This is a genomic window from Psychroflexus sp. MBR-150 (genome assembly GCF_053628795.1).
The window spans coordinates 65,995-83,377 of sequence record NZ_JBRJHB010000008.1 but is presented as its reverse complement, the minus strand read 5'-3'; the positions used below and the strand labels follow the sequence as shown (position 1 = coordinate 83,377).

Below are 17,383 nucleotides of genomic sequence, written 5' to 3'. Positions count from 1 at the left end.
TCAATTCCATCGGTTTTGATTAAACTGATTTTTCTTCCACACCCACATTGTGATAAATCCAATAACAGCACCACCAATATGAGCCCAATAGGCTGTATTTGATGGACCAGCCAACGAACTTCCTGTCACAGCTGAAATCACATTCAACGCAAAATAACCTCCGATTAAATACTTAGCTTTTATAGGAATAGGAACAAAAATAATATACAAAGGCATATTAGGATAAATCACAGCAAAGGCTGCCAAAACTCCAAAGATAGCACCAGAAGCACCAACCATAGGTACAGAGTAATTAGTAATAAGTTGGTTGCTTATTTCATTAGAAATTCCATAGGTTCGGTATTGACCAGTCTCAATAGCAGAATCTAAAACAGATTGTATTTGAGAAGGCGTAATTCCAGCGTCTATATAATATTGGTAGGCTTCCCTAAATCCAAAATAACTAAACAAAATTTGAAGTCCAGCTGCACCCAAACCTGCTGAAAAATATAAAAACAAAAAGCGTTGTTGACCGACATTCATTTCAAGAACACTACCAAAAATAAACAATGCAAACATATTGAAAAAAATATGTGTCACACCTCCGTGCATAAACATATGCGTTACCAATTGCCAATATTCAAAATTGGGGTTTTCTGGATACCAAAGGGCAAAAAATTTATAAGCTACATCACCCATAAATTGCGAGCCTAAAAAAAACATCACATTAGCGATGAGTATAGTTTTAACAGTATCTGTAAGTCTGTTCATGTTCTAAATATTTTATCTATGGCGTTTTCATTCAAAAGAACAAAAACAGGTTGGTTTGTAGGAGAAACAGAAGGTTCTTTACAAGAAAATAAGGCACTTATAATATCTTGTTGTTCTTCTGTTTTTAAAGGTTTTCCATTGGCTATGGCCATGTTTTTAGCCATAATCATAGACAAACGGTTGTTACGGTCAAAGCCCGAATCAGGAATACCAGCTTTAAAATCGGCAATGAGTTCGTCTATCACGTCATAAATTTGAGATTCAATCAACATACTCGGAATGCCATTGATGTTAACGACTCCTTGTTCAGATTTTGAAAAATCAAACATAAACCCCGTGAGTTCTAAAGATTCACTAAGAGATTCAAGTAAATTCACTTCTTCTAACGAAAGTTCTAAACTCAATGGAAACATCAATTGTTGAGAGTGTCCAGCTTCTTGTGTGATTTGACTTAAAAACTGCTCATATAAAATACGTTCATGAGCCCGATGTTGATTTACAATTATAAGCCTTGATGAAACTGAAGACACAATAAACTTTTGCATAAGTTGAAATGTATGCTGTTGTTGATCTGTATTATCAAAGAGTTGTTCAGATTGTATTTTACTTTCAAATTGAAAATCCTCTGAGGTTTCAACGTCATCGGTTAACCCCGAATATAGTGTTTCCCAAGTTGAATCTGAACCCTGATGATGTTGTGGCGACCTCAAACGTGATTTGGGTTGGTCTTGAAAAGGATTAAAATTTCTATCCACTTCTACTTTAGGCAATTTAGCATTGGATTTTTCGGTGCGATAATCGGTATCTAAACTTTTATCGCGCTCAAAATCTAAAACAGGTGCCACATTAAATTGTCCTAAACTGTGTTTTACCGCACTTCTTAAAATGGCATAAATACCATATTCATCTTCAAACTTTATCTCAGTTTTTGTAGGATGAATATTAATATCGATGCTTTTGGGGTCAATATCTAAAAAAATGAAATAAGACGGATGGGTTTTAGGTTTCAACAAACCTTCAAAAGCCTGAATAATAGCATGATGCAAATAAGAATTTTTGATAAAACGTTGGTTCACAAAAAAGAATTGTTCACCTCGACTGCGTTTAGCATAAGAAGGTTTTGTCACAAACCCGCTGATTTTTAGCAAATCGGTTTCTTCTTGAAGCGGTACGAGGTTTTCATTAATCTTTTTGCCCATAATTCCAACAATCCGTTGGCGAGAATTACTATCTAACAAACGAAACAACTCACTACCATTATGAATAAGTCTAAAAGCAACATCTGGGTGAGCTAAAGCCACACGTTGAAATTCATCGATGATATGGCGTTGCTCAACTTGGTCTGATTTTAAAAAATTGCGCCGAGCTGGGATATTATAAAATAAGTTTTTAACCGCAATTGAAGTGCCTGTTGGCGAAACACAAGGATCTTGGGCTTTGACTTCACTGCCTTCAATTATTATTTGTGTGCCTGTCTCCTCTTCTATTCTTTTGGTTTTGAGTTCAACGTGGCTTACGGCAGCTATTGAGGCAAGAGCTTCACCCCGAAAGCCTTTGGTGTGCAAATCAAACAAATCTTCGGCGGAACTAATTTTTGAAGTTGCGTGTCGTTCAAAAGCCATTCGAGCATCTGTAGCAGTCATACCTTTGCCATCGTCAATAACTTGAATCAAAGTTTTACCAGAGTCTTTAATAATTAAAGTGATATTTGAAGATTCTGCATCAATAGCATTTTCTAATAATTCCTTAACAACTGAAGCTGGGCGTTGCACAACTTCACCCGCTGCAATTTGGTTAGCGACGTGATCTGGAAGTAATTTTATGCTATCGTTCATTGCTGTTGTGTAAAAATAGACAAGTCAAAATCTATAATCCACAAAAATATAAGAATAAGAATAGTCGCAATCAATAACACGCGTTTATTTAAACTGCGGTTACCACGCGTACGGCTGTTTCTCCTAGCTTCAGCCCAATGCGAGCCAAAATCAATTTGATTTGGTGTGTTTTTAAACTTTGCAAAACGCGAATCAAAATCGTAGATATTGCCTTCATCTTTTCCTTTGTAATATCTCGGCGTGTAATTATAGCGTTCGTTTTTACGAAGTTTGAAAGTTTTAATTTTAAACATAAATATTTCTTATAGTTCAAAAATACGAAAAACCAATGAAGTTTATTTTAATTGACAAAACTTTAAACTTATAGAATTAAAATTTTATGACAATAGATAGTTTAACTAAAGGTTGATGCGTTCACTAATTTTTAATAACATCAACTCAAATTGTTCTTCTTTTGTCAAATTGGTATTGTCAATTACTATAGCGTCTTTGGCTTGAATAAGTGGCGAATGTTGACGCGTGGTATCAATTTGATCTCGTTTTTGGATGTTTTGATAAACTTCCTCAAAAGTAATTTGTTCGCCTTTTTGTTGAAGCTCATCAAAGCGACGTTTTGCACGCTCTTCAGCACTGGCAGTCATAAAAAATTTAATATCTGCATCGGGAAAAACCACGCTACCAATATCGCGACCGTCCATAACAAGGTTGTGTTCTTTAGACATTTTTCGTTGTAATTCAACCAATTTTTGTCTAACTTCTGGTAGCTCGGCCACATAGCTTACGTAGTTGGAGACTTGCATACCGCGAATGTTTTTTTCTACATTAGTTTGGTTTAGTAAAATCGTACTGTTTTGAGAATTGTTATCAAACTTAAAATCGATATCTATATCATCTAATTGAGCCATCAATTTTGAAGCATTTAATTTGCCATTTTCAAAACAATGATTTTCTAAAGCAAATAAAGTAATTGTTCTATACATAGCACCTGAATCGACATATACAAATTTTAAATGTTGTGCCAGCTGTTTTGCTACAGTGCTTTTGCCTGTAGATGAATAGCCGTCTATTGCAATCACTTGAGTTTTTGTCATGTTTTAAAATAAAGTAGGTTGACTGTTATCTGATGATTGGTGCTTATCATTATCATCATCTTTATCTGAAGAAATGTGTTCTTCATCAACCACATCAATTTCATCAGCAGGTGTAGATTCTTCGGGTTCAAAAGGAATGGGATCTATCAAGTCAATCTGATTGACTTTTTCAGCGGTTAGCTGATTGCCCATAGCTTTGATCCCTTTAATGCTTATAAACTCTTGTAAGTTAACAACTTCATTGGGTTTTCGGTCTTTTCCGCGTTCTTTGGTATATTCTATTTCTATTCTTGGGATATAATCTGTGGACACTATTTCTAATTGAGAATCGGGATGTTCAGTAATAATAGTTTCTTCTTTTTCTTCGTTTTCAACCAAAAATCGTTTGACATAAAAGCGTTCTTTTTCGCCTTCCCAATAAACCAACGAAATGGGTTTTTTAGGAATCCATTTTTCTAAAACAATAATATCGTCTTCAAAATGTGTTGTCAATTCTGGTCTTATGGTTTTTAATTTTCCAGACTGAGTAATAATTAAAATGCGATCTTCACCTCTAAATTCACCAAGCAATTCACCTCTTTCATCAACATTAATTCGTCTAACCGTTTCGTCGAACCATATTTTTCGGGGTTTTAAAGTTGAAACGCCTTCTTCTTTAAGTTCAATTTTTTTGATAGGATGTTTAGTAACAATATTACCTTTCACACTTCTACTTTTGATATCTAAATCAGAAAAATCTAAGTCAAACTTAAGTTTTTTCATCCCTTTTTTCTGGCGTAAATAAATGGTTACTACTTCAGCTTCGCCATTGGGATTGGCAGAAAAATAAAGCACTTTAGATTTTTTGTCGTCTTGTGCTAATTTATAAACGCGATCTCTTGTAATAGAAGTTACCGCAAAACGTTTCATATAATTGACATTGTTCTTCCCATTTTTATAGATATAATTATAAATGGTTCTGTTGTCTTTTTTCTTAAAAATCCCAACATAAATGATGTTTTTGCCAACAAATACTTTTTTATCTACTTTGGTTACCATCATACTGCCATCTTCAGTAAAACATATGATGTCGTCTATATCGCTACAATCAAATACATATTCGTCTTTACGCAATGAAGTCCCGATAAAGCCTTCTTTTCTGTTGACGTAAAGTTTGGTGTTTCTGATGACCACTTTTGAAGCTTCAATATCTTCAAAAGGTCTTATTTCAGTTTGTCTTTCACGACCTTTCCCATAGGTTTTTTTAAGGCGTTCAAAATGTGCAATAGCATAATCGGTAAGGTTGTTTAGATGATGTTTTACCGTTTCTATTTCTCCTTCAAGGGCTTCAATTTTTTGTTGGGCTTTATCTAAATCAAACTTAGAAATGCGTTTAATTTTAATTTCAGTTAAACGCACAAGGTCGTCTTTGGTAACAGCCCGATTCAGGTGTTTGATATGCGGTTTTAAACCTTGGTCAATGGCTGAAATGACGCCATCCCAAGTTTCTTCCTCTTCAATATCTCGATAGATACGATTTTCTATAAAAATACGTTCCAATGATGCAAAATGCCATTGTTCTTCAAGTTCACCGAGTTTGATTTCTAATTCTCGTTTGAGCAAATGAACCGTTTTGTCAGTGCTTTGTCTCAACAATTCACTGACTGGCAAAAATTGTGGTTTGTCTTCAATAATCACACAGCTTAAAGGTGAAATAGAGACTTCGCAATTGGTAAAAGCATAAAGTGCGTCAATGGTTTTATCTGGAGAAATATTGGTGGGCAAATGCACTAATATTTCAACTTGAGACGAGGTATTATCTTCAATTTTTTTGACTTTAATTTTACCTTTTTCGTTAGCTTTTAAGATTGAATCTATCAGAGAAGTGGTATGCGTACCGTAAGGGATTTCTGTGATTTCTAAAGTTTTTTTGTCGCGGATATTGATTTTGGCTCTTATCCTGACTTTTCCACCTCGGAGACCGTCGTTATAATCGGTCACATCCATAATTCCTGCAGAAGGAAAATCGGGATACAATTTAAATCGACCACCTTTGAGGTGTTTGATTGAGGCGTCGATTAATTCATTAAAATTATGTGGTAAAATACGCGTGCTAAGCCCAACAGCAATACCTTCAACTCCTTGAGCCAAAACCATAGGGAACTTTACTGGTAAATGGACAGGCTCTTTTTTGCGTCCGTCGTAAGAAATTTGCCATTGTGTCGTTTTAGGATTAAACACCACATCTAAAGCAAACTTAGACAGTCGGGCTTCGATATATCGAGAAGCGGCAGCACTATCGCCAGTAAGAATATTTCCCCAGTTTCCTTGGGTATCTATCAATAAATCTTTTTGACCGAGTTGAACAATAGCATCACCAATACTCGCATCGCCATGTGGATGATATTGCATAGTGTGACCGACAATATTGGCAACTTTGGTGTAGCGACCATCATCTAAATCTTTCATCGAATGAAGAATACGACGCTGAACAGGTTTAAATCCGTCTTCAATGGCTGGAACGGCTCGTTCTAAAATCACGTAAGAGGCATAGTCTAAAAACCAATCCTCATACATTCCAGTTACTTTAACTAACTCGTCTTGTTGAGAATTTTCTAATGGGTCTAAAGGCTTATCGTTTTCCTCTTCGTTCATGAAGTGATTTGATTTTTAATTCCACAAATGTAATATATATTGTGAAAAAAGCGAAGGTAAAAGAATGCCGAAATGAAAAAAGAGTTGACATTTTGCCAACTCTTTTTAAGAAAACAAAGTTTATGAAAAACTAAAATTTCATTCCTATACCAAAAGCAAAAATATCAGGGTCGATATCTACATCGGCTGGTATTTCTAAGCCGTCAGCTAAATTTGATGCATCTACAGTAACATCGGTATTTAAAAACAATTTTTTGTAATCAATATTTAAAAAGAAACGATCGCTTATCATCAAGTCAAAACCACCTTGAAGTGCAAAACCTACAGCTCCATCGTAATCAATTCCTTTGACTACAGGTCCTTCATCTTCACTATAAAATAAGGTGTAATTGATACCCGCACCAACATAAGGTTTGAAGACATCGTTGACGTGCAAATGATATTGAGCCGTAAGTGTTGGCGGTAAAAGCCACACGCTTCCTAAATCAATATTTGTACTTGTAGGTCCGCCAATAGCTGAAATATCTGAACCCACAGTATTGACGTCGTGTTCAGCAGTAGATAGAATCAACTCAGCCGCAAAGTTTTTGGTGAAGAAATAGGTGAAATCTAACTCAGGAACATAAGATGTTGAAATTTGAGCATCACCACCTATAATTCCTATATCAGCCGACTCATTTGGTGCAATAACCAAACCTCTTAAACGGACTTGCCATTTATAGTCTTTTTCAGGTTTTGAACTATCGTCTTGAGCGTTAATTCCACTAAAAGTTAATAAAGCTAATACTACTAAAAAATAAGATTTCATGATTTATGATTTTAAAATTTAACGCGAAAATAATATTGACATTAAACCCAAAATATGACCATAATCAGTTTAACTAATACTTGTTAGTTAAATTCAACTGCATGTGTTTTTTTCAACTATCTAATCAACTTTTATGTATATTCGGTATCAAAATAATGTTATGAAAAATCTATTCCTTTTGTGCTTGTGTTGTTTTATTTTTGTAAGTTCTTGTAAAAATGATAAAAAATTGCAAACATCAACTCTTCCACCACAAGCTGAAAAAATTGATACTGTCTTAGAAAAACACAACGACAAACGTGTTGACCCTTATTATTGGATGAATCAACGCAACAATCCTAAAGTGATTTCTTATTTGGAAAGTGAAAACGCTTACTATAAAGAGAAATCTGCTGGAACCAAAGTGCTTGAAGAAAATCTGTTCAAAGAAATAAAATCACGCATTAAAGAAAACGACAAAAGCGTGCCTTATAAGTATAATGGCTATTGGTATATCACAAAATATAAAACCGGCAAAAATTATCCGATTTATACTCGTAAAAAAGAGACTTTAGATGCTAAGGAAGAAGTGCTTTTTAATGTCAATAATTTAGCAAAAGGACATTCATATTATAATCTCTCTAATCTAAATGTAAGTCCTGATAATAAAATTGCAGCATTTGCAGTTGATAGCATTGGCAGAAGATTATACAACATTCACTTCAAAAATTTAGAATCTGATGAAATTTTACCTGTTTCAATTAAAAATACAACAGGTGGAAGTGCTTGGGCAAATGATAATAAGACATTATTCTACACAAGACAGCATCCTGAAACCTTGAGGTCTTATCAAATTTATAAACATATTTTAGGCACTGATCCTGAAAATGACGAATTGGTTTATGAAGAAACCGATGAAACTTTTTATACTTATGTTTATAAAAGCAAATCTCAACAATACATCATTATAGGTTCAAGTAGTACAACTTCAGATGATTATAAAATTTTAAATGCCAACACTCCCGAAAAAGAGTTTAAAACTTTCACTCAAAGACGGCGGAACTTGGAATATAGTATTGCTCATTACAATGATTCATTTTATATTCTCACCAATCAAAATGATGCAACCAACTTCAAATTGATGAAAACTTCTCTTGACAATACTTCGGAAAAAAACTGGACAGAAGTTATTCCTCACCGCGAAAATGTTTTGCTTGAAAACATCGATATTTTTAAAAATTATCTTGTTACCACTGAACGCCATAATGGATTAAGTAAAATCCATGTCATATCTTGGGATAACAAAAAAGATTATTTTATACCCTTTGACAGCGAAACATATACCGTTGGCACAAGTGTGAATCTTGAGTTTGATACCGATAAATTGCGATTTACTTATACTTCTCTGAATGTTCCTTCTTCTGTGATGAGCTATGACATGACCAAGAAACAATTAAAAATTTTAAAACAAAAAACGGTTCAAGACCCAAACTTTAATCAAAACAATTATGAAACCAAACGTTTATTTGCTACAGCCGAAGATGGAGAGCGTATTCCAATTTCTATAATTTATAAAAAGGGTTTGAAAAGAGACGGCAATAATCCGTTATTACAATACGGTTATGGAAGTTATGGTGCTACAATTGATCCTTATTTTTCTTACAGCAGGCTTTCACTTCTTGACCGTGGTTTTGTTTTTGCAATAGCCCATATACGCGGCAGCGAATATTTTGGAAGAGATTGGTATGAAAATGGTAAAATGCTTAATAAAAGAAATACATTCACCGATTTTATAGCTGTCTCAAAATTCTTAATTGCAGAAAATTACACTTCACCAAAACATTTGTATGCTATGGGTGGCTCAGCTGGTGGTTTGCTGATGGGTGCAGTTGCCAACATGGCTCCCGAGCTTTACAATGGTATAGTTGCTCAAGTGCCATTTGTGGATGTGGTAACCACCATGTTAGACGAAAGTATTCCATTGACAACCAGTGAATACGACGAATGGGGAAATCCGAATAATAAAATATATTACAACTACATCAAATCTTATTCGCCTTATGACAATGTTGAAAAGCAAAACTATCCTCATATGTTTGTTACTACAGGTTTACACGATTCTCAAGTGCAATACTGGGAACCTGCAAAATGGGTAGCCAAACTTAGAGACTACAAAACCGATGACAACTTACTTTGGTTTTACACCAACATGGAAGCTGGACACTCTGGTGCTTCGGGCAGATTTGATAGATTAAAAGAAGTGGCTAGAGATTATACATTTTTGTTACATTTAGAAAACATAACCGAATAAATCGTAAAATTGAGTAAAATCCAATCGAATAAAGAAGAATATTACAATGCTTTAACTCATGGTTTTGGAATAATTTTATCCCTGATTGGGTTAGTTTTTTTATTGTTAAATTACAACTCAACTAAAATTAATTTCATTTACATTTTAATTTATGGGTTAAGTCTGATTGTATTGTTTTCCGCATCAACTCTTTACCATTCTGTAAAAAATGTAGCTTACAAAAGACTCTTACGAAAGTTTGATCATATTAGCATTTATATGCTCATTGCTGGCACTTACACACCTGTTTGCATGACAATACTAAAAGACAGCCATGGTGATTTGATTTTAGCTATAGTTTGGGGATTAAGCCTTTTGGGCTTGGTTTTAAAACTATTTTTTACAGGAAAATTTGAAAAAATATCACTTCTACTCTACTTGGCCATGGGTTGGTTGATCGTGATTGACATTGATACACTTTACCAAAATATGGATGCTTTAAGTTTATTGTTTTTGGGCTTAGGTGGTTTATTTTACACCCTTGGGGTTATATTTTATGTAATGCATAAACTTAAATATCATCACGTGATTTGGCATGTGTTTGTGTTGTTGGGAAGTTTGTCTCACTTCTTGATGATTTATGAGATTATAAGCTGAAGTTAATCTATTTTTTGTATAGCTTTAGTAAATCTTTTTTCAAAATCATATTCAAACAAGTTAGGAAAAGTCGGTGTAAGTTTCATGATGTCAATTATCTTTTTTTCAGTATTGGTTACAATTAAAGTAGGAACTCCCAAGGCATGTTTTAGCATTCTGACAGTGTGTTCATCTCTATTTCTCAATTCATTGACGTACAAAATTTCTGTTTTTCTGTGAAAAGCTTTTTTCAATCGACGTGCTTTCTTTTTATCGCCCCAAATAAGAACTAAAAAGTCTATTTTATCATGCAAATCATCAGCATAACTATTGTACAATTCAATTTGTTCATCAAATGGTCCAGCCCAATCTGCGTAAGTTAATAAGACTAATGGTTTTTCAAAATCGCCTAAGTTGTTTTTTCGTCGATTAAAGCAGTCAACATTAAAATTATCAAGATATGAGCCAATTAACTTTTGATTGATAAATTCTCTATAAAGTTGAGCCACTTTTCTGTAGTTTTTGGCTGCTTCAGCTTTGTCTATTTTATATTTATAAGCATTGATATTTAAAGCAATTTGTTCAGAAAAATAAACTTTTGCAGAATGATTAAATTCACTTTGCCCATAGCTTATTTCTGCAGTAATCAACACAAAACAAATACAGGATATAACTTTCATCAATTGGTCAGTTTATCCAAATATAATAAAAACCAATTGAAATTAAGAAACTTAGCGTTCTTCTTTATTAAAATAAACTAAATAATAATACATCTGTCTATCTTCATCCCAACCTTTTTCAATGTATTTTTCAGCGGTTTCTGAATGGACAAAGTCCATTTTTATTTGCACATTGGTATCGAGATTAATCACGTTTTTCATCTTTTTACGTGCAGAAGTTACGGCTGTATTAGAGATTGGAAAACTCGACAAATCTTCGATATTATATTTGGCTGCTTTGTCGGTTTTGTAGTTTTTAAACTCTGGGTGCAATTCTGGATTGTCTAAAACTTCATTGAGAAATTTAGTTTCTTCAAAGTCTTCATTACTGGCAAAATGATTGACAGCTTTATTCATAAACATCATTTCTTGTTGTTTATCTTCGGCAGGTCTAACAACGTCTTTGGCAAAATTCTCACAAAATTTTAAATACTTTTTGGTATAAAAATTTTCATCAGCAAAAAAATCAATGCCGAGAAATTCTTCTAACCAATATTTGGTATCGTATTTATTTGAATCTATTGATAAAACTTTGTAGCCTGTTTCTTTTTCTACATTTAAAATCAAAGCACCTTTGTCTAATTTGTTGAGATGCACACCTTGTTCTAATCTCGGTTTTAGGTTGTCTTGATCATTGTCAAATTGTAAAAAATCGTGTTTAAGCTCACTTTTAAAAATCCCGATAGCTTCTACCTTTTGGTTGTCAACTAAAACATTTTCAAGATAAGTCACATAAACTTCACCACTTTTGATGTGCTGATGTTTAGATTGTTCAAACAAATATTTGGTAATATGTTTTGAGATTTGATGAAGTTCCGAAGGATTATTAAAGCCTTTACGAATCATTTGATATAACTCGTGAAATTCTAAATCGGTTTCGTGCTTGAATTGATAGTAATTTTCTTCTTTGTCTCTAAAAGGTTTAAAAAAATACTCTTTCAGCAATGGCATCAATTCGTCATCAATGGTAAAAGGATCTTTTGATAGAAAATAGTTTTCATTACGACTTTTGTTTCCTACACGATGAATGGACAAATGCTCAATCTGTGCGGAATATAAATTTAGCATAAGTTTTATTTTTTATTTTTTAAACGTTTTTGCTCTTCAGCTTGCTTCATCATATCTTGCATTCTTTGAGCAAATTTGCCTTTCTTTTTAGGTTTTTTCTTATTGGCTTCAATTTTAGCAAGAATTCTATTTTCATCAATGATATAATTTTTAATCACCAACATAATTCCGATTGTAATCAAGTTTGAGATAAAATAATACAGTGATAATCCACTCGCATAATTGTTAAAGAAAATCAACATCACAACAGGCGAAATATACATAATGATTTTCATATTTGGCATTCCCGGTTGAGAGGTTTGCATATTTTGCCCCGTAGTCATCGTCATATAAATAAATATAGCAATAGAAGCCAGAATAGGAAACAAACTCACGTGGTCTCCATAAAAAGGAATATGAAATGGCAAACTTGCTATAGAGTCGTAAGAAGACAAATCTTCTGCCCACAAAAAGCTTTTTTGTCTTAGAACAAACGCACTTGGAAAAAACTGAAATAATGCATAAAATACTGGAATTTGAAGCAATCCAGGCAAACATCCACTCATTGGACTAACACCTGTTTTGCTATACAAGGCCATAGTTTCTTGCTGACGCTTCATTGCATTATCTTTGTATTTTTCGTTAATTTCATTGATTTCTGGTCGTAAGACTTTCATCTTGGCTTGAGACAGATAAGATTTGTAAAGCACTGGCGACAAAACAATTCTAACCACAATAGTCATTAAAATAATAGCTAAACCATAACTTGGCAAAACACTGCTAAGAAATTCAAAAAATGGAATAAAAACATTTTCATTGATCCAGCCAAAAATCCCCCAACCCGTTGGCACAATTTCATCTAAATTTCTATCGTATTTTTTTAAAACCTTATAATCGGCTGGTCCATAGTAAAAATTCATAGATTCTACTATTTCACCATTTTTGAATTTTAGTGGTATTTGAGATTCAAATGATTTGGTATAGAGCGTATCAACTTCATCATCTTGAACCAAGTTTCTTGAAATCATTTTGGCCTTTTCAAAAGGCTGATCATTGAGTAATATACTTGTAAAAAAGTGTTGTTTATAAGCTATCCAATCGACTAACTTTTCTTCTTCTTCGGCAACATCACCCTGACTGGTATAATCATCTTTATCACCATCGTATTGGTAAACAATTTCTGTGTAACGATTTTCATATGATATACTCTTAGCATGGCGATAAGCTTTTAAAAACCAATTGATTTGAGGGTTTTGAGATGTGTTGACGACTTCTTTTAAACCTTGTGAATAAATATCAAAATCCAACATATAATCGTTTGGATTCATCTGATATACATATTCTAGATATTGATCTTCAGAAACTTTAAGCTTCATCGATAGCCTTTGACCATTATCAGTTTCAGTCAATTTTGGCGTGAAATAATAATCTGCAGTATTGATTAAACGACCAGATTTATCTTGAAATTGAATATTGAACTTGGCATTATCATTTTTTAAAAGATAAATCGGATCACCTTTGTAGGAATCAAATTGTTTCATTTTAGCTTCCACAACTTGTCCGCCTTTATTGGAAATTTTAAGCTGAATAACTTCGTTTTCGAGTGTTGTTAGGTTATCTTCTGCATTGATATTGGCATAGTCAAAACTGCCTTTTAAAGTTTGAAGTTGGCTATTTCTAATCGAATCGTTTTGTGGAGTTTGTGGAGTTTGATTTTCTGAAGATTGAGCTTCAGTGGTGTTTTGCTCAGGTTTATCTTGGACAACTTCTGTTTGTTTATTATCTTCTTTTGGTGGATTTTCAGATAGATTGCTCTGTTGTGTATAAATCATCCAAAACAACAAACCTGCAATCAACACATATCCAATAACAGTATTTATATCTACTTTTTTGTTTTCCATTTCAAGAATTTAATTAACAATTTGCAAAAATCAACAATTTGTTTGAAATAAGCTGATGTTAGGCTTGAAATCTTTTAGGGATTGGAATTCTTTTATGCTTTTTTTTGGGTTAATAATGCAGAAAGTTTTTAGACTTTAGGATATTTATGATGAAGTGAACAAAACAACTTTACATATCTAAAATATAAGCAAAAATCAATGGTGCTACAATAGTCGCGTCGCTTTCTATGATAAATTTTGGAGTGTTGATGTCCAATTTTCCCCAAGTGATTTTTTCGTTAGGCACGGCACCAGAATACGAACCATAGCTGGTGGTAGAATCTGATATCTGACAAAAATAACTCCAAAACGGAGTGTCGGTGCGTTCTAAATCTTGGTATAACATCGGGACAACACATATAGGAAAATCACCCGCAATGCCACCTCCAATTTGAAAAAATCCAATGCCCGATGAGATTTCTTCTGCAGTGTTTTTGGTGTACCAATCAGCTAAGAAAGTCATGTATTCTATACCGCTTTTCATGGTACTGGCTTTCAATTCGCCTTTCATCACATAAGAGGCAAAAATATTGCCCATGGTGCTGTCTTCCCAACCTGGCACTACAATAGGTAAGTTTTTTTCAGCTGCCGCATACATCCAGGAATCTTTGAGGTCTATTTCATAATATTCCTCTAAAACGCCAGATAGCAACATTTTATACATAAATTCATGTGGAAAATAACGCTCGCCATTGGCTTCGGCCTCTTTCCAAATTTTAAAAATATGCTTTTGCAATCTTCTAAAGGCTTTATCTTCAGGAATACAAGTATCGGTAACACGGTTTAAACCTTTTTCAAGCAAATCCCATTCTTGTTGTGGCGTTAAATCGCGATAGTCGGGAATGCGTTTGTAGTGAGAATGTGCCACCAAATTCATGATGTCTTCTTCCAAATTGGCACCGGTACAGGAAACGATATGCACTTTATCTTGTCTTATCATTTCTGCAAATATCTTTCCGAGTTCTGCCGTACTCATAGCACCAGCGAGCGAAACCAACATTTTTGAGCCGTTTTCTAACTGTTTTTCATAAGCTTTAGCTGCATCAACTAAGCTGGCAGCGTTAAAGTGTAAGTAGTATTTTTCTATAAATTGTGAAATCTTGCCTTTATTCATCGTCGTCATCTTGGTTTGGGGTTTTAAATTTATAACTCAACATTTTGTAATACAATTTTGCTGCTAAAAAATCAGAAGATTTGTCAATTTCATTGGGGCATAATTCCATAATATCAAAACCGACAACATTTTTCTTTTTAAAAATCAGTTTTAAAAATTCTAAGGTTTCAAACCACAACAATCCGCCAGGTTCGGGTGTTCCAGTAGAAGGCAAAATTGAAGGGTCAAGGGCGTCTAAATCAAAAGTGATAAAAACATTTGGTGTCATTTGACCTACGGCGTCTTCCATCCAGTTTTCGTCAACAATCAAATCATGGGCAAAATAGGTTTGGTAGTCGTCCATATATTCACGTTCAGACACGTCCATAGAACGGATACCAACTTGGATAAGATTACAGGTTTTGCTGGCTTCGTGAACAGCACAAGCATGATTGTAAGCAGAGCCTTCGTAGCTTGATCGCAAGTCAGCGTGTGCATCAATTTGAACCACAGTGAGATCTTCATAGCATTCATTAAAAGCTCTGATGTTGCCAATACTCACGGAATGTTCGCCACCAAAAATGGTAACAAATTTCTCTTGTTTAATGTAGTTTTTCACAATCTTATGCACCGTGTTTACCATTTTTTCGGGTGAGCTGTTTTCGGTAATAGGAGCGGTAAGATGAATGCCTTGTTTATAAACTTCGCTCTGAGTTTCTATATCGTAAAGTTCCATGTTTTCAGAAGCATGCAAAAAGGCTTTTGGTCCTTTGTCAGCACCTTTTATCCAACTGCTCGTGCCGTCATAAGGCACGGGAATGAGCACAATTTTTGAGTTATCTAAGCGGGCATATTTGTCGGGAATGCCTGCGTAATTTTTTTTAATCATCGTATCCTAGAATTTTGAGTAAGTCTTTGCTTTTTTGTTGTTCACTAAATAGTTTTTGGGTCAAGTTGCCGTTTTTATCACGGTCAATTAAAATATGTTTTGGCGAAGGAATAAGGCAGTGTTGCAAACCCCCAAATCCACCTATGGTTTCTTGATAAGCACCAGTGTTAAAAAATCCGATATACAAAGGTTTGTCTTTTTTGAATTTTGGCAAATAAATACCGTTCAAATGTTGTTCGCTGTTGTAATAATCATCGCTATCACAAGTTAAACCGCCGAGTAAAACGCGTTCGTATTCGTCATTCCACCTATTGATGGGCAACATAACAAAACGTTTGTTAATGGCCCAAGTATCGGGTAATGTAGTAATAAATGAAGAATTGATCATATTCCATTTTTCACGGTCATTTTGTTGTTTTTGATAAAGCACTTCATAAATTGCTCCACCACTTTCACCGACGGTAAAACTTCCAAATTCAGTAAAAATATGTGGCATCTCTACATCTTCGGCTTCACAGGCTAATTTGATTTGCAAGATAATTTCATCCACAATATATTGGTAATCAAATTCAAAACCCAGAGAGTTTTTTATAGGAAAACCACCACCGATATTTAAACTCTCTAAAGTTGGGCATATTTTTTTGAGTCGAATATAGACTTGCATACACTTGAGCAGCTCGTTCCAATAGTAAGCATTATCACGGATGCCTGTATTGATAAAAAAATGCAACATTTTAAGCTCAACTCTATGGTTGTCTTTGATTTGCTTATTGTAAAAAGGGATGATGTTTTTATAGCCAATGCCTAATCTTGAGGTGTAAAATTCAAATTTAGGTTCTTCTTCAGAAGCTATTCTAATACCAATTTTGTAGTTGTCATTTATCTTTTCGTCTAACAGTCCTATTTCTTCATAATTATCAATTATTGGGATACAGTTAGAATGACCATTATTCAAAAGCTTAGCTATATTTTCAATGTATTGTTCACGTTTAAAACCATTACATATCACATAAGTTTTATCATTTATTTTTCCATCTCTAATAAGTTGATTTACGATATCAATGTCAAATGCTGATGAAGTTTCTATATGAATATCGTTTTTCAAGGCTTCATGTAAAACGTGTTGAAAATGTGAACTTTTGGTACAATAGCTATAATGGTATTGCCCTTTGTAATTGTGCTTTTTGATTGCTGAAGAAAACCAAGATTTAGCCAGATTGATATTCTCTGAAATTTTGGGTAAATAAGTAAATTTTAAAGGTGTGCCGTAGTCTTTGACAAGGTTCATCAAATCAATGTTATGAAAACGAAGTTGGTCTTTTTCGAGTTTAAATTCTTCTTGTGGAAAATAAAAAGTTTGATCTATTAAATCTATATATCTGTTTTTCATTATATTATACCATACCGATAGGTGAGAGTTATAAATTAAAGCATTTTTGGTTTTGTCCAAAAAAAACAATTTTGTTTGTTTGAATTTAAAAAAATTATTTTAAAAATAATCTGAATATCTACAAATCAATCTAAAAACAAAATTTGCTTTATATGTCCTAATTTTATGTGTTTTGTATATGCTTTTTTTGTTTTAATATTTAATACAAATGAAAATAAAAAAAATGATAATATCTTCAATTGCTATAAAAAATATTTTTGAAAAAGTAAAAATATAAAACTC

14 protein-coding genes are annotated in these 17,383 nt (G+C 33.6%); 2 read left to right on the top strand and 12 right to left on the bottom strand.

Annotated features, from left to right (window positions below; translation table 11 throughout):
- From ACSSV5_RS06410 to ACSSV5_RS06385, 6 genes are all read right to left on the bottom strand, one after another.
- Positions 1 to 750, bottom strand: a complete 750-nt coding sequence (locus tag ACSSV5_RS06410) for a rhomboid family intramembrane serine protease (RefSeq protein WP_454245228.1) — start codon at positions 748 to 750, stop codon at positions 1 to 3.
- Positions 747 to 2,585, bottom strand: a complete 1,839-nt coding sequence (gene mutL, locus ACSSV5_RS06405) for a DNA mismatch repair endonuclease MutL (protein ID WP_454245227.1) — start codon at positions 2,583 to 2,585, stop codon at positions 747 to 749. The genes ACSSV5_RS06410 and mutL overlap by 4 nt, the downstream gene beginning before the upstream one ends.
- Positions 2,582 to 2,878 carry a hypothetical protein gene (locus ACSSV5_RS06400; protein WP_211066063.1) on the bottom strand — a complete coding sequence of 99 codons (297 nt, stop codon included), beginning with the start codon at positions 2,876 to 2,878 and terminating at the stop codon, positions 2,582 to 2,584. The genes mutL and ACSSV5_RS06400 overlap by 4 nt, the downstream gene beginning before the upstream one ends.
- Before the next feature lie 105 nt (positions 2,879 to 2,983).
- Positions 2,984 to 3,676 carry a (d)CMP kinase gene (gene cmk, locus ACSSV5_RS06395; protein ID WP_211066062.1) on the bottom strand — a complete coding sequence of 231 codons (693 nt, stop codon included), beginning with the start codon at positions 3,674 to 3,676 and terminating at the stop codon, positions 2,984 to 2,986.
- Positions 3,677 to 3,679: 3 nt separating this feature from the next.
- Positions 3,680 to 6,310 (bottom strand): DNA gyrase/topoisomerase IV subunit A, encoded by a 2,631-nt coding sequence (locus ACSSV5_RS06390; protein ID WP_211066061.1) that lies wholly within the window; start codon positions 6,308 to 6,310, stop codon positions 3,680 to 3,682.
- A gap of 130 nt (positions 6,311 to 6,440) precedes the next feature.
- A complete protein-coding gene (locus ACSSV5_RS06385) occupies positions 6,441 to 7,118 on the bottom strand; it encodes an OmpW/AlkL family protein (protein ID WP_211066060.1) in 678 nt (225 codons plus the stop codon).
- A gap of 160 nt (positions 7,119 to 7,278) precedes the next feature.
- Here ACSSV5_RS06385 and ACSSV5_RS06380 point away from each other — a divergent pair, with 160 nt between their 5' ends.
- The gene (locus ACSSV5_RS06380) at positions 7,279 to 9,408 is read left to right on the top strand and encodes a S9 family peptidase (RefSeq protein WP_454245226.1); all 2,130 of its coding nucleotides are present in this window, start codon (positions 7,279 to 7,281) and stop codon (positions 9,406 to 9,408) included.
- A gap of 9 nt (positions 9,409 to 9,417) precedes the next feature.
- Positions 9,418 to 10,044: a PAQR family membrane homeostasis protein TrhA gene (gene trhA / locus ACSSV5_RS06375; RefSeq protein WP_454245225.1), complete on the top strand. Its 627-nt coding sequence runs from the start codon at positions 9,418 to 9,420 to the stop codon at positions 10,042 to 10,044.
- Between the two features lie 2 nt (positions 10,045 to 10,046).
- Here trhA and ACSSV5_RS06370 read toward each other — a convergent pair whose 3' ends face one another.
- The 6 genes from ACSSV5_RS06370 to ACSSV5_RS06345 form a co-directional block, all read right to left on the bottom strand.
- Positions 10,047 to 10,703 (bottom strand): hypothetical protein, encoded by a 657-nt coding sequence (locus ACSSV5_RS06370; protein WP_454245224.1) that lies wholly within the window; start codon positions 10,701 to 10,703, stop codon positions 10,047 to 10,049.
- A gap of 51 nt (positions 10,704 to 10,754) precedes the next feature.
- The gene (locus ACSSV5_RS06365) at positions 10,755 to 11,810 is read right to left on the bottom strand and encodes a nucleoid-associated protein (RefSeq protein ID WP_454245223.1); all 1,056 of its coding nucleotides are present in this window, start codon (positions 11,808 to 11,810) and stop codon (positions 10,755 to 10,757) included.
- 5 nt (positions 11,811 to 11,815) lie between these two features.
- A complete protein-coding gene (gene yidC / locus ACSSV5_RS06360; RefSeq protein WP_454245222.1) occupies positions 11,816 to 13,690 on the bottom strand; it encodes a membrane protein insertase YidC in 1,875 nt (624 codons plus the stop codon).
- Positions 13,691 to 13,859: 169 nt separating this feature from the next.
- Entirely contained in the window at positions 13,860 to 14,843 is a 984-nt protein-coding gene (locus ACSSV5_RS06355; RefSeq protein WP_454245221.1) for a deoxyhypusine synthase family protein, read from the bottom strand.
- Positions 14,836 to 15,711 carry an agmatinase gene (gene speB / locus ACSSV5_RS06350; protein ID WP_454245220.1) on the bottom strand — a complete coding sequence of 292 codons (876 nt, stop codon included), beginning with the start codon at positions 15,709 to 15,711 and terminating at the stop codon, positions 14,836 to 14,838. Before speB ends, ACSSV5_RS06355 begins: the two co-directional genes overlap by 8 nt.
- The gene (locus tag ACSSV5_RS06345; protein ID WP_454245258.1) at positions 15,704 to 17,101 is read right to left on the bottom strand and encodes an arginine decarboxylase; all 1,398 of its coding nucleotides are present in this window, start codon (positions 17,099 to 17,101) and stop codon (positions 15,704 to 15,706) included. The genes speB and ACSSV5_RS06345 overlap by 8 nt, the downstream gene beginning before the upstream one ends.
- Between the last annotated feature and the right edge of the window lie 282 nt (positions 17,102 to 17,383).

What these genes read in the sequence shown, in the direction of transcription:
- ACSSV5_RS06410 (WP_454245228.1), bottom strand. Translation starts at nt 750, where the DNA reads ATGAACAGACTTACAGATACTGTTAAAACTATACTCATCGCTAATGTG.
- mutL (WP_454245227.1), bottom strand. Translation starts at nt 2,585, where the DNA reads ATGAACGATAGCATAAAATTACTTCCAGATCACGTCGCTAACCAAATT.
- ACSSV5_RS06400 (WP_211066063.1), bottom strand. Translation starts at nt 2,878, where the DNA reads ATGTTTAAAATTAAAACTTTCAAACTTCGTAAAAACGAACGCTATAAT.
- cmk (WP_211066062.1), bottom strand. Translation starts at nt 3,676, where the DNA reads ATGACAAAAACTCAAGTGATTGCAATAGACGGCTATTCATCTACAGGC.
- ACSSV5_RS06390 (WP_211066061.1), bottom strand. Translation starts at nt 6,310, where the DNA reads ATGAACGAAGAGGAAAACGATAAGCCTTTAGACCCATTAGAAAATTCT.
- ACSSV5_RS06385 (WP_211066060.1), bottom strand. Translation starts at nt 7,118, where the DNA reads ATGAAATCTTATTTTTTAGTAGTATTAGCTTTATTAACTTTTAGTGGA.
- ACSSV5_RS06380 (WP_454245226.1), top strand. Translation starts at nt 7,279, where the DNA reads ATGAAAAATCTATTCCTTTTGTGCTTGTGTTGTTTTATTTTTGTAAGT.
- ACSSV5_RS06370 (WP_454245224.1), bottom strand. Translation starts at nt 10,703, where the DNA reads ATGAAAGTTATATCCTGTATTTGTTTTGTGTTGATTACTGCAGAAATA.
- ACSSV5_RS06365 (WP_454245223.1), bottom strand. Translation starts at nt 11,810, where the DNA reads ATGCTAAATTTATATTCCGCACAGATTGAGCATTTGTCCATTCATCGT.
- yidC (WP_454245222.1), bottom strand. Translation starts at nt 13,690, where the DNA reads ATGGAAAACAAAAAAGTAGATATAAATACTGTTATTGGATATGTGTTG.
- ACSSV5_RS06355 (WP_454245221.1), bottom strand. Translation starts at nt 14,843, where the DNA reads ATGAATAAAGGCAAGATTTCACAATTTATAGAAAAATACTACTTACAC.
- speB (WP_454245220.1), bottom strand. Translation starts at nt 15,711, where the DNA reads ATGATTAAAAAAAATTACGCAGGCATTCCCGACAAATATGCCCGCTTA.
- ACSSV5_RS06345 (WP_454245258.1), bottom strand. Translation starts at nt 17,101, where the DNA reads ATGAAAAACAGATATATAGATTTAATAGATCAAACTTTTTATTTTCCA.